Source organism: Serratia sp. CY47444 (assembly GCF_052168635.1).
In the GTDB taxonomy this organism is placed as follows: domain Bacteria; phylum Pseudomonadota; class Gammaproteobacteria; order Enterobacterales; family Enterobacteriaceae; genus Serratia; species Serratia bockelmannii.
The window spans coordinates 113,215-125,880 of record NZ_JBJNMH010000004.1; the positions used below are offsets into that span (position 1 = coordinate 113,215).

The window sequence follows — 12,666 nt, forward strand, 5'->3', positions numbered from 1 at the left end:
GTACACAGCCTCGCGCATTCTCAGGGCAAACATTATTTATCGCTTCACCATAAAGACGGTTTAAATTTTCCGTGAGACATTTGCGAATTGAACATTACACGCATTTCAATATCAGGACAAAGGAAAGGGAATAATAAAAACATGCATTCAATAAACGCTATCAGGCCATGGCAGGTTAACCATGGCCGATAAATCTTCCGCTAACGCAGCGACCATCGCCGTGCTGCCCCTGCTGCTGATCTGGATGACGGTGATCCTGCCGATTTATTACCCCAATATGGGCGGCGACGGTCTGGCGCTGCCGCAAAACATTCTGGCCTGGGCCGTCATGGCGCTCACCACGCTGATAGTGACGTTCACCGTTTGCCTTGGCCGTACCCGTCTTTCGCTGACCCCCACCGCACGCCTGTTGCTGCTCGGCATCGCCGTGCTGGCGCTGCCGCTGCTGTATACTCGCTCCGAGTGGCGCGAAGACGCCCTGTGGCGCTGCGCCGGTCTGCTCGGTGGTTGGCTTTTCTATGTCGCCTGCCTGCAGCTGCGCCTAACCCCCAGGCAGCGCAACCTGTTGCTGTACGGTCTGCTGTTCGCCGTCGGCGTTCAGGCACTGCTGGCGGCTCTGCAACTGTTCGCCCCCGCGCTGGCTTGGGTATCCCCTAACGGCAGCCGGGTCTACGGCGTCTTTCAGCAACCGAACGTGCTGGGCAGCTTTATCGCCACCGGGTTGGCTTTGGCGCTCTGGCAGCTGCTGGCTCCCCTCTCTGCGCCAACGCGGCGGCGGCAAATCCCGCTGCTCGCGCTGCTGGCCGCTTTCTCAGCCCTGCTGGTGCTGATCCAGTCGCGCGCCGCCTGGTTGGGGGCCGCATTGGCGGCGCTGCTACTGCTGTGGCGCTTTGCCCGCCACCGCACGCTCGAAAGCCGCTGGGCGGGTGGCGCGCTGCTGCTGGGCGCCGCGATCGGTCTGACGGTGCTGTTCACCGGCTTTGGCCTGGATGGCCGCGCAGGTCTCATCGCACGCGAAGGCTCTAATTATTCACGTCTGGCCATGCTGCAAGACACCGTCGCCATGATTTTCGCCAAACCGCTGCTGGGCTGGGGCTATGGCGGCTTTGAATACAGCTTCGCGCACTTCCGCCTGCAGACAATGCCCTGGCGAGAAGTGCTGGAAGTCGCCGGGCATCCGCACAATGAAATCCTGCTGTGGTGGGTTGAGGGCGGCCTGCCGGCGCTGGCAGGTATCGCTATCGTCATCGTCGCCGGCGCGCTGCTGCTGAAACGCGCCTGGCAACAGGATCGCGAAGCGCCGGCCGGTGCGCGCGTCGGGCTGTTTCTGGTGCTGCTGCCAATGTTGATACACACCCAACTGGAATACCCTTTCTATCTGTCTGCGCCGCATTGGCTGGCGTTTCTGCTGCTGCTGGCACTGTTGGACGGCCAAACCGGCGCCCCACGCCCGCTGCCGTTAGCCAAAGCCCTGAGTCTGCCTGTAGCAATGGCGGCGCTCGGCGTGTTAGTGATGGCGGTCTTCGCCTGGCAAGGGCGCATGGCGCTCACCCAATCGGAGCGCACGATGCTGGCCACCATCGACAGCATCGAGCAGATGCCGCCGCCGGCCGCCTGGATCTATCGGGAGCGCAAAACGTTCGACGAGCAATCTCACTCGCTGCTGGTCTATAACCAAACGCGCGATGATGCCCTGTTGACCGGCTATCGGCAGTGGGCCAATGCCTATCTGCAGCGCCGCATCGACGCCAACGTCTACGCCACGCTGATCATGATCTTGCGCTATCAGGGGGATCAGGCACAAGCCGACGCTCGCCAGCGGGAAGCCGCTTTTCTGTTTTCTCGGGATGCGCGGTTTAGGTAGGGACAACAAGGTGAGAGCGAGACCTCGTCGCTCTCACCTGTGTCATTTTATGTAGCAAAATCAACGCGGCAATATCGCGCACTCTTTATCCAGCAGCGATTCTACCGACGCGCGATTGCCGACGTCCCAGCCGCGCTTCGAGGCCAGCAAGATAAAACCCCGTTGGCCGGCAAACGTGGTGGGCACTAACGCCACGCCATATTCCGCCAGCTGCGGCGGCGACAGATGGAAATAACCCGCCAAATCCTTAATCGGGTAGATGCCCATCGCGGTCGGCTGCATCACGCGGCGAGCATAATAGGTGTGGCGCAACAGCTTATCCGGCAAAGGCCGCCATTGTTCCTGTATGTAGGGGCGTTCCGCCTGCAATTGACGCCGAACATCTTCGCGCAGACAGGTCAGGTGAATATGCAATTGGTTCTGGCTACGGCCGTAAGCGGAGTTGATCGCCATGCCCAACATATCATCCGGCACCGGCCCGCCATACTCGGCGGCCAACCGGTAACGCATCAGCCATGCATAGCCAAAATAGTCCGTCCGTTCCCCGGCCAGCAGCTGCGGGCTTTCGATGCCGGAGAGCGGCGCCGTCGGCACCAGGATGAAGTGATAGGGATAACGCGGGTTTTGCAGCACGCTGAAGCCCTGCGCTTTCCCCTGCGGCATATAAATCTGCTCACACGGGGCCGGATCGCGCTTTTGTTGATAGTTGGCCATGCAGAGCTTATCGACCACGCCCCACAGCGCATCGGAACGGGCGCACCCCGTCAAGGAGAGAACCCCCAGCACCAGCAGCCAACGCCGGGTAGACACACCAAAGCACGCCATCGTCATCTTTCTCGGCATCATCGCCGCACAGCACTCTTTGCGCGGGCGAGAGAAAACTCAAAATGGGGAATGAACAAGGGGCCAATGCGGCCCCTTGAGGAAAAATTACGCCGTGCCGCCGACGGTCAGCGTGTCCAGTTTCAGCGTCGGTTGGCCGACGCCCACCGGCACACTCTGGCCTTCCTTGCCGCACACACCCACGCCTTTATCAAGCGCCAGATCGTTGCCGACCATCGAAATCTGCTGCATCGCCTCGATGCCGGAGCCGATCAGCGTCGCCCCCTTCACCGGCTTGGTGATACGCCCTTTCTCGATCAGATAGGCTTCGGTGGTGGAGAACACGAACTTGCCGGAGGTGATGTCCACCTGGCCGCCGCCAAAGTTCGGCGCGTACAGGCCGTACTCGACGCTGGCGATGATCTCTTCCGGCGTCGATTGGCCCGCCAGCATGTAGGTGTTGGTCATGCGCGGCATCGGCAGATGCGCATAGGACTCGCGGCGGCCGTTGCCGGTCGGGGCGACGCCCATCAGCCGCGCGTTGAGCTTGTCCTGCATGTAGCCTTTCAGCACGCCGTTTTCGATCAGTACGTTGTACTGGCCCGGCACGCCTTCGTCGTCGATCGCCAGCGAGCCGCGGCGCCCTTGCAGGGTGCCGTCATCCACCACGGTGCACAGCTCGGACGCCACCAGCTCGCCCATATGGCCGCTGAACACCGAGGTGCCGCGCCGGTTGAAGTCGCCTTCCAGGCCGTGGCCCACCGCCTCGTGCAGCAGTACGCCTGGCCAACCGGCCCCCAGCACCACCGGCATATTGCCGGCCGGCGCCGCCACTGCGCCAAGATTGACCAGCGCCATGCGCACCGCCTCTTGGGCATAGATATCGGCGCGCACCTCGCCGTCGACGGCTTCCAGGAAGTAGTCATAGCCGAAACGGCCGCCGCCGCCGCTGGAGCCGCGCTCACGCTTGCCGTCCTGCTCCACCAGCACGCTGACGGAAAGGCGCACCAGCGGGCGAACGTCCGCCGCCAGCGTGCCGTCGGTGGCGGCCACCAACACCTGCTCGTAAACGCCGGTGATGCTGGCGTTCACTTCCTGCACCCGCGCATCGGCGGCGCGCGCCACCTTGTCGACGCGGTGCAACAGGGCGATTTTCTCTTCGCGCGGCAGGCTTTGCAGCGGATCGAGCAGCGGGTACAGCGCTCGATAACCGATTTCGCCCAGGGTATGCGCCCGCCCGTCGCCCTGCTCGCGCACGATGCTGCGCGCCGCCTGGGCGCTCTGCTGCAGCGCATTCAGAGTGATCTGATCGGCATAGGCGAACCCGGTCTTCTCACCGCTGACGGCGCGCACGCCGACGCCCTGGTCAATATTGTAAGAGCCATCCTTGATGATGCCGTCCTCGATCACCCAGGCTTCGTGATAGCTGGACTGAAAATAGAGATCGGCGTAGTCGATACGGCGTTCTGCCAGTTGACCCAGTACCCTGTACAGGTCTTGATGACTCAGCTTGTTGGTAGCGAGTAACTGCTCACTGACAAACGTCAGGCTCATAATGGTTTCACTCTTGATTGGAGGATTACTTGTCAGACGGCGCCGTCAGCGACGTCTGGAATCGGTTGTGCTGCAGCACCGGCATCTGCGCACGAATATTTTTCAGGCTTGCGGCGTCCACACGCACCTTCAGTGCCGCCACGGCGTCCGCGTTCTCGGCCAACACCTTGCCCCAGCCGTCGACAGCCATCGAGTGGCCCCAGGTGCGGCGGGTCGGCCCGTGGCGCCCCACCTGCGCCGGCGCCAGGATCATGCACTGGTTTTCGATCGCCCGGGCGCGCAGCAGGATTTCCCAATGCGCCTCGCCGGTTACCCGGGTAAAGGCCGCCGGCACCGAAATCAGTTCGGCGCCCTGCGCCCGCAGCGCCTGGAACAGCGCAGGGAAGCGCAGATCGTAACATATGGTCATGCCCAAACGCCCGACCGGCGTATCCACCACCGTCAGGTGCTGCCCGTGCTGGTAGGTATCCGACTCGCGGTAATGGCCGTGCGCGTCGTTGATGTCCACATCGAACATGTGCAGCTTGTCGTAGCGGGCGCGGATCTCGCCCTGCTCGTCGAACAACAGGCTGCTGGTGGTGATAAGCTCCGGGTTCTCACGGCTGACGAGCGGCATCGAGCCCACCAGCAACCACACGCCATAACGGCGCGCCAGTTCGCGCACCGCGTTCTGCAGCGGACCATCGCCCTGTTTTTCCGCCTGTTGGCGATAGGCCGCGGAGTTGGCGAACAACAACGCGTTCTCCGGCGTCATGACCAGTTTTACCCCGGCATTGAGCTGCTTGATCTGCTGTTCAATCTGGGCCAGGTTATCGCGCACCTGATCGCCACTGCACAACTGCAACAACGCAACGTTAGCATTCCTCATGACGCCTTATCCTCCTTTGCCTTACGAAGTACCTCATTGATCTTCGGCTGGTCGAGATCGCCGCTGATATGGTAGCGAATCAGCGAAATCTTGCTCCACAGCGGCCCCAGCACCTGCGAGGCGGCAAATACCGCCGCGCCGACGATCGGGTTGACGACAAACGCCGTGGCCACGCCGACCGTCGCCGAAATCGCCGGCGCCACCACCGCCTCCATATCGATGCGACGGCGCGCCAGATCGATCTGGCCGCTCATGGCGATATCCGCCGCCAGGCCGTCGATCAATAGATTATCTGTATGCATTATGCCATCTTTCAGCCAGGCGGTACTGCGGATGGAATCAAAGTAGAAGCCTTTGCCGAAGGTATCGCTGAAATCGAACTGCAGCTTGCGCAGCAGGGCATCGAAACTGACCAGCCGCAGCAGCTGACTGGCACGGCCACCGCCCATACTGTCGATTTCACCCTTGCCCATCTTGACCTGCAGCGCACCGCTCAGCGTATCGACCCGTGGCTGCCACGGCGTGCCATGCCAGTACAGATCGAAATCCACGTCATAAGGCGCGCCCTTAAGCGGAATGGTGATGCCGAAGAAGGCGGCGGTTTCATCGATCTTGCCGCCAAGCAGCTTGCCTTTCAGCGAGCTGCGCTCTTCCTGCGCATTTTGTTTCCACAGGCCGGTGGCGGTCATGCGCCCTTGGCCGGTATCGACCAGGCCGTGATCCAGCGTCAGGGTATCGCCCCGATTGGTCAGATCCGCCTCGACCCTGCCGAGGTTCTGCCCCAGCACCCAGCACGATTTGCAGCGCAGCATCAACGAAGGCCAGTCGCGGAAGGAAACGTTCTCGGTCGACGGCGGCGGCGTGCCCGCCGCGTTTTTCGTCTCTGCGAACTGCGGGTTGTAATACAGGTAGTTGATATCGGCGCGCCACGGCCCGCGATCGGCCACCCGCAGGCTACCATCCACTTCGTCGCTCTTGGCGCTCACCAGGGTAGCGCCAAGCTGTTTCTCGGCCGACAGCGTCAGCTTATGCCAGGCCTGGCCGCCCAACAGCAGCTGCGGCGTGGTCAGCGCCACGGTGGTGGGGAAGCTGAAACCGCCCACCTGACCGCTGCCGCCGCCCTGTTTCAGCGCCGGTGCCAGCAGCGCCAGCCACTGCTCGCCGTCCAGCGCCGGCAGGTTCAACGTCATCGACTTGCCGGCCGGCAGAGGCGGGGTGCCGCCCCCGTTGGTTTGCCAGGCGGCGCGCGCCAGGTTCACCTGTTTTTTATCGAAGTTCCATTCGCTGTTGAAGCGGTTCTGTTTGCCCGCGCTGCCGGTCAACATAAAGCCGTTCAAACCGCCTTTGACCTTGACGTTCACCGGCAGCGCCTCTCCCGACGCCTTGTCCAGTGGCGAAGGTAAGTGACTGCTCACTTTCTTCAGGTCTGCGTCAAGGCCGATATCGTAGCTGGCCGAGCCCTGATGCGGCAGCGTGATGGCCACCTGGCTCTGCCAGGGCGCACTGCCGCTGAGCGCATCGGCGGCCTCTTTTGGCAGGCCGGGGAACTTGCCCGGCTGCCAGTCTCCTTTCAGACCGACGTTGACCTTGTAGTCACGCTCGCCTTCCTGCGTAGTGAAGTTGACCGCCACCGGTTGCCCGAACCAGTTGGCCGACAGGGTGTCGCTCTCCAGATTGCCATTGTCGAAGCGGAACTTGCCGCTGAGCTTCTGCAGCTCGCTTTCCAGCGGTTTTATCAGCAACGAATTGTTGTTCAGCGCCACTTCACCGGTGGCTCTGACCTGCTCGCCGTCCAGGGGGATATCGAGATGTAAGCGCCCACTGACATCACCGCCAATCTGCAACTGATCCAGCGCCGCCCCCAGCGAATCGTGCAACGGTGTCTGCATGAAGTAGTCATGTACGTCGCTGCCCGCACCCGCGACTTCGGCGTCGATCAGCAACCGCTCTTTCAGGTAATCCGGGATCACCGCGCTGATATTTTTGCCCGCCACCTTGCCCAAGCGGGTTTGCGGCGCATGCATCCACAGCCCCTCGTTGGCGAAATCGAGATCGATCGCCAAATCGGTCAGCGCCGGCCAGCCCGGTTGGAACTGGAAGGTGGCGTGACGCAGCGGTACGAAGACTTCGAACTGCCCTTCGTTTTTGCGGTACGGGAAATGCTGCGGATCGCCGGAATAAATCAGCGTGGCGTTATCCACCTGGCCGCCCTGAATGGCGCCGCCCAGGTAGTCCACCAGATGCTTGCCCATCAGCGGTTCCGGGAAATAGCGCCAGGCGTCGGCGCCGTCATACAGGCGGATGCCCGCCAGGATATTCAGCCACGGATCGCCCTTGGCCGGCTGCTGATAGCGGAAATCGCCGTTGACCCACAGCGACTTCGCCTTGACGTCCAGCCCCTGACTCGCCAGCTCCCAGCCTTGATCGTTGTAACGCCAGGTCAGCGCGCCACGCGCGCTGCTGATTTCAAGCGGGGCGCGGAACATGTCGCCGTAAGGCAGGGTGCTGTCGGTGAGCCCCAGCGTCAGGCGGCCGTTCTCCACCCCGCCACTCAACGCGCCGGAGAAGTGGTTGACGCCCGGCAGCAGTTCCCAACGCTGCCAGCTGACATCGCGCCACAGCGCCTGAAAACGGCTCTTTTCCGGCTGCTTGAGCGGGATGTCCAGCGCCAGCGCTTCCATCTGCCCCTGCGGCTGCAGATCGTTCCAGCGATCGAGCACGTCCGGGCTGAGGAACGAGAAGGTCGGCAGCAACGCCGATAGACGCTCCAACTGAAGATGGGTCGCGCGCACCCGCAGCTCTTCATTCTGCGCCGGCCCCATAAATTCGGTGTTTTCCGGCAGCCACAGCGCAGAAAGCGCGCCCTGCGGCCAGGCCTGGCCGTCGGTGCTCAACCGCAGCTGCGGCACGTCGAGCTGCCAGCCGGTGCCCTGGCGGCGCAGCGACAGCGCCAGATTGTCTACGTCCAGCCGGTGCTGCGCGGCGCCGGTATTCCAGTTGGCCGCCCCCTGCTTGAGCAACGCATGGCCGCCGGCGATCTCGCCGTTTTGCACCTGCAGCCAGGCTGCCAGGCTGAAGTCTGCGCTTTCCAGCCCGGTGTTGGCGCGCAGCCAGCGGGTAAACCAGGGTTTCATGTCGATGTTATCGGCCTGCAGATAGACCGTGCCGGTGTCCAGCAGGCCCTGATTATCGCGCAGGTCCATGCGCAGCTGCACCACACCGTGCTGGCCGTTCAGCGTCGACAGGCTGATCTGCCCCTCGGCGCGGTGGCGATCGCGGCCGTTGAGCCAGGTCAGTTGGGGAATGTCGAATTCGGCGCGCGCGCCGGCGGGCGTCAGGAACGAGATACGGCTGTCGCGCAGATCGAAGTGGTCGAGCTGGCGCAGCATCAGATCGCTGATTTTACCGGGCTCAAGGCCGTCGCCCTCACGATCGCCGCCCAGCGTGGCGTTCAGATCGAGGCGGAATTGATAGAAGGTCAGATCGCGGAACTGCCAGCGCCAGTGCAGCAGCGATTGCCACACGTCCAGCGCCAGCGTCACGCGTTCGATATGCACATCGCTTTTGGGCAGCGTAACGCTCAGGTTGCGCACTTCAAGCTGTGGGCCGAACGTTTCCCAACTGCCCTGCAGGAAATCCATCTGCACAGGCACACCGGATAGCTTCTCCACCTGCGCCAGCAGTTGGGGACGATAGTCGTTCAGCTTCGGCAGCATCAGGCGCAGCCCGCTGATCAGCAGCGCCACAATCACGATTAGGGTGGCGCCTGTTGCTAACAGAATCCCAGGCAGTCGCCTCACGCAGTTCTCCTTGCTCCGCTGCCTGGCAACGGGAATATCTATGCACTGACGGGCCCGGCGTGCCGGGCCCCTACCGATGTCGGGCGGGCTACATCATGACGACGTCGAACTGCTCCTGGCTGTACAACGGTTCGATCTGCACCTTCACCTGTTTGCCGACGAAGATCTCCACTTCGGCCAGCGCATGCGACTCTTCGCTCTTCAGCGCTTCGCCAACCGCCGCGGAGGCGTACACCAGGAAGCGATCGGAATCGTAAGCATGGTGCACGCGTACAATCTCGCGCAGGATCTCGTAGCACACGGTTTCCACCGTTTTCACGGTGCCGCGCCCATTGCAAGTAGGACAATCGTGACAGAGCACATGTTCAATGCTTTCACGCGTGCGTTTACGCGTCATTTCAACTAAGCCTAGCTGAGAGAAGCCGTTGATCGTGGTTTTTACCCGATCTTTACTCAATGCCTGCTCCAGCGAGTGCAGCACCCGGCGGCGATGCTCTTCGTTGTTCATATCGATAAAGTCGATGATGATAATGCCGCCCAGGTTGCGCAGCCGCAGCTGGCGCGCGATGGCCTGCGTCGCCTCGATGTTGGTATTGAAGATGGTTTCATCGAGGTTGCGGTGGCCGACGAAGGCACCGGTGTTGATGTCAACGGTGGTCATCGCCTCGGTCTGATCGATGATCAGATAGCCACCGGACTTTAGCTCAACCTTGCGCTCCAGCGCGCGCTGGATTTCGTTTTCCACGTCGTACAGATCGAAAATTGGCTGGCTGCCGGTGTAGAGTTCGAGCTTGTTGGTAATGTCCGGGATGTACTCGCCGGTAAACTCCACCAACAGATCGTGCGTCAGCCGCGAATCGACGCGAATGCGATCCAGCGCCGCGCCGGCGAAATCGCGCAGGATGCGCTGCGCCAGCGCCAGCTCGCCGTACAGCTTGTATTTGGTCTGGTTGCGCTTCTTGCGCTCCATCACCTTGGTCCACAGGCGTTTGAGGAACGCGGCATCCTGCGCCAGCTCTTCCTCGCCGATGCCTTCCGCCGCGGTGCGGATAATAAAGCCGCCCAGCTCGTCGCAGTGCGGCGCAACGATGGACTTCAGGCGCTCGCGCTCGGCTTCGCTGTCGATGCGCTGCGAAACGCCGACGTGCGCCGCGCCCGGCATGAAGACCAGATAGCGCGAAGGCAGCGTAATGTCGGTAGTCAGACGCGCGCCCTTGGTCCCGAGCGGATCTTTCACCACCTGCACCATCAGGTCTTGCCCCTGGCGCACCAGCTCGGCGATGTCGCGCACATGAAAGTTTTTCCGCTCGTCGCCGGCGACGCATTCGGTATGCGGCATGATGTCGGAGGCGTGCAGGAAGGCGGCCTTGTCCAGGCCGATGTCGACGAACGCCGCCTGCATCCCCGGCAGGACGCGGCTGACGCGCCCTTTATAGATATTGCCGACGATGCCGCGTTTGGATTCGCGTTCGATATGAATCTCTTGCAGAATGCCGCCATCGATATAGGCGACCCGCGTTTCAGACGGTGTGATATTAACCAGTAGCTCAGCTGTCATGCCTTCTCCTCAGAGCCGGTCGATAATGGCAGCGCCCATCAACCGGTTCTTACATCACGTAATGCGACAAAATTACTGAGCAGCTCATGTGTTTCGACCAGCGGCAGACCGACCACCGCGTGATAACTCCCGGTTATCGTTCTGACGAAACAACCACCCTTTCCTTGAATTCCATAGGCGCCCGCTTTATCCATCGGTTCGCCCGTAGCAATATAGTCGCGGATATCCTGTTGTGACAGGCTGCGGAACGTCACGTCGGTCACCACCAGCTGGCAGCGCACGTCGTGGCGATCGGCGATCGCCACCGCCGTCATCACCTGATGCTGTTTGCCCGACAGAGCCGCCAGCATGTCCGCCGCATGGGCTTCGTCGCGCGGCTTCTCCAGCACCCGGCCGTTGAGCACCACGATGGTGTCTGCGCCCAGCACCGGCCGATCTTCCTGCGCCAGCGCCACGCCCGCCTTGGCCTTGTCCTGCGCCAGACGGCGCACATAGGCCTCTGCGGCTTCGCCTTCCCGGCGCTGCTCTTCGGTATGCGTCAGCAGAATGTCAAACGACACGCCCAACAGGGTCAACAGTTCACGTCGACGTGGGGAGCCGGAGGCCAGATAAAGCGAAGTCATTGATATACCCTTACTGTACGGCGAACTGACGGCGGATTTTGCGCATCAACAGGAATAACCACGGCCACAAAATGCCGTTTACCACACTACTCCAGAATACCTCTGGGCGGAAAGAGACGTTGATCACTAAAAACTCAGCCCAGAACACCACCACATCCATCGACAGCGACAGCAGCACGACGATCAGCGCCTGTTGCCACAGCGCCATATTGCGGAACAGTTGGAATTTGAACGCCACCAGATAGGCGATGATGCCCAGCGCCAGCGCGCGTACGCCCAGCGTAGAGCCGAGGATCAGATCCATAATCAACCCCAGCACGAAGCCGGTACCGACGTTGACACGATGCGGCAAGGCCATTACCCAGTAGATCAGGATCAGCACCAGCCAGGAAGGCCGGAACATGTAGATCTGCTCCGGCCACGGCATGATTTGCAGCACCAACGCCACCAGGAACGACAGCCAGATGATCCAGCGCCCGTGGCTGCGGTAACTGTTCATTGCACCACTCCCGCCGCGGCAGGCTGAGCCGATGGCGTAGCGCCGGCGGGTTGCGGCGCCACGCCGGTGGCCGGTGCGGGCAGCTGCGGCCCAACGGAACCGGCAGGCGGCAGCACCTGCGGCATCATCTGCATCAGGCGCTCATTGGCCACGCGGTGCACTTCGTCCGGCGGCAGCGGCATGTCGCCGTTGCGATCGGCGCCCCACAGCAGCAGCAGGTAGCGCAAGCGCTGCAGACCGGCGGTCGGCCGCGCCTGAATCACGGTGTAAGCGCGCTGGTTGTCGACCTTGACCGAGGAGACCACCGCCACCGGATAGCCTTCCGGGAAACGGCCGCCGAGGCCGGAGGTCACCAGCACGTCGCCAACGCGGATATCGGTGTTGTTCGGCAGGTGTTCCAGCTGCAGATCGTCGGCGCAGCCGCTGCCTGCGGCGATCACCCGAATATCGTTGCGCAGCACCTGGATCGGCAGCGCGTGCGAGGCATCGCAGATCAGCAGCACGCGGCTGGTGACTTTCGCCACCGCCACCACCTGACCGACCACGCCCTTGTCGCTGATCACCGGCTGGCCTTCATAGACGCCGTTGTCCGACCCTTTGTCGATAACGACCTGGTCGCTATACGGATCGGAACCGGTGGAGATCACCTGGGTGACCATCTTGTGTTCGTCCTGGCGCAGCGGAGAACCCAGCAGCTCGCGCAAGCGGGCGTTTTCCTGCTTGAATTGGCCAAGAAGAAGAATATCGCTGTTTTTCAGCAGCAGTTCCTGCCGCAGAGCGCGGTTTTCCAGCTCCAGCTGTTGGCGGGTGGCCAGCGTCTCTGACACGCTGTCCAAAACTTTACGTGGCCCGTTGGCCAGAAAATAGAAAGGGCTGACTGCGGTGTCCATGTAGTTGCGTATCTTCACGAACGTGCCGAGCCGGCTGTCGGCAACGATCAGGCCAATGGCCGCAATCACCGCCAAAAAAAGTCGCAGTTGCAGGGAAGGCCCCCTGCTAAAAATCGGCTTCATAAATTATGCGAGTTCCTCGACAACAGAAAGAGGAACCGTACCCGATTTTCGCTGTGCGCATTCAT

9 protein-coding genes are annotated in these 12,666 nt (G+C 61.9%); 1 reads left to right on the top strand and 8 read right to left on the bottom strand.

Annotated elements, in window-relative coordinates:
• Positions 1 to 181: 181 nt before the first annotated feature.
• Entirely contained in the window at positions 182 to 1,864 is a 1,683-nt protein-coding gene (locus tag ACJ8IL_RS08820) for a PglL family O-oligosaccharyltransferase (RefSeq protein ID WP_265536128.1), read from the top strand.
• A gap of 60 nt (positions 1,865 to 1,924) precedes the next feature.
• Here ACJ8IL_RS08820 and ACJ8IL_RS08825 read toward each other — a convergent pair whose 3' ends face one another.
• The 8 genes from ACJ8IL_RS08825 to mreC form a co-directional block, all read right to left on the bottom strand.
• Positions 1,925 to 2,689, bottom strand: coding sequence for a CDP-diacylglycerol diphosphatase (locus ACJ8IL_RS08825; protein WP_049208419.1), 765 nt, complete (start codon positions 2,687 to 2,689; stop codon positions 1,925 to 1,927).
• A 105-nt stretch (positions 2,690 to 2,794) separates the two neighbouring features.
• Complete coding sequence (gene tldD, locus ACJ8IL_RS08830) at positions 2,795 to 4,240, bottom strand: metalloprotease TldD (protein ID WP_442516503.1); 1,446 nt, start codon at positions 4,238 to 4,240, stop codon at positions 2,795 to 2,797.
• Positions 4,241 to 4,265: 25 nt separating this feature from the next.
• Entirely contained in the window at positions 4,266 to 5,108 is an 843-nt protein-coding gene (gene nit1 / locus ACJ8IL_RS08835; RefSeq protein WP_038629939.1) for a deaminated glutathione amidase, read from the bottom strand.
• Positions 5,105 to 8,908, bottom strand: coding sequence for an AsmA2 domain-containing protein YhdP (gene yhdP / locus ACJ8IL_RS08840; protein ID WP_442516504.1), 3,804 nt, complete (start codon positions 8,906 to 8,908; stop codon positions 5,105 to 5,107). The genes nit1 and yhdP overlap by 4 nt, the downstream gene beginning before the upstream one ends.
• Before the next feature lie 88 nt (positions 8,909 to 8,996).
• A complete protein-coding gene (gene rng / locus ACJ8IL_RS08845; protein WP_025304418.1) occupies positions 8,997 to 10,466 on the bottom strand; it encodes a ribonuclease G in 1,470 nt (489 codons plus the stop codon).
• Positions 10,467 to 10,504: 38 nt separating this feature from the next.
• Complete coding sequence (locus tag ACJ8IL_RS08850) at positions 10,505 to 11,089, bottom strand: Maf family protein (protein ID WP_004936921.1); 585 nt, start codon at positions 11,087 to 11,089, stop codon at positions 10,505 to 10,507.
• Between the two features lie 10 nt (positions 11,090 to 11,099).
• Positions 11,100 to 11,588 (bottom strand): rod shape-determining protein MreD, encoded by a 489-nt coding sequence (gene mreD / locus ACJ8IL_RS08855; protein ID WP_004936918.1) that lies wholly within the window; start codon positions 11,586 to 11,588, stop codon positions 11,100 to 11,102.
• On the bottom strand, positions 11,585 to 12,601 hold the full coding sequence (mreC, locus tag ACJ8IL_RS08860; RefSeq protein WP_025304420.1) for a rod shape-determining protein MreC: 1,017 nt from the start codon (positions 12,599 to 12,601) through the stop codon (positions 11,585 to 11,587). Before mreC ends, mreD begins: the two co-directional genes overlap by 4 nt.
• Positions 12,602 to 12,666 lie beyond the last annotated feature (65 nt).

Bases quoted from the DNA above. Each gene is read 5' to 3' on its own strand.
- ACJ8IL_RS08820 (WP_265536128.1), top strand. From the start codon at position 182: ATGGCCGATAAATCTTCCGCTAACGCAGCGACCATCGCCGTGCTGCCC.
- ACJ8IL_RS08825 (WP_049208419.1), bottom strand. From the start codon at position 2,689: ATGGCGTGCTTTGGTGTGTCTACCCGGCGTTGGCTGCTGGTGCTGGGG.
- tldD (WP_442516503.1), bottom strand. From the start codon at position 4,240: ATGAGCCTGACGTTTGTCAGTGAGCAGTTACTCGCTACCAACAAGCTG.
- nit1 (WP_038629939.1), bottom strand. From the start codon at position 5,108: ATGAGGAATGCTAACGTTGCGTTGTTGCAGTTGTGCAGTGGCGATCAG.
- rng (WP_025304418.1), bottom strand. From the start codon at position 10,466: ATGACAGCTGAGCTACTGGTTAATATCACACCGTCTGAAACGCGGGTC.
- ACJ8IL_RS08850 (WP_004936921.1), bottom strand. From the start codon at position 11,089: ATGACTTCGCTTTATCTGGCCTCCGGCTCCCCACGTCGACGTGAACTG.
- mreD (WP_004936918.1), bottom strand. From the start codon at position 11,588: ATGAACAGTTACCGCAGCCACGGGCGCTGGATCATCTGGCTGTCGTTC.
- mreC (WP_025304420.1), bottom strand. From the start codon at position 12,601: ATGAAGCCGATTTTTAGCAGGGGGCCTTCCCTGCAACTGCGACTTTTT.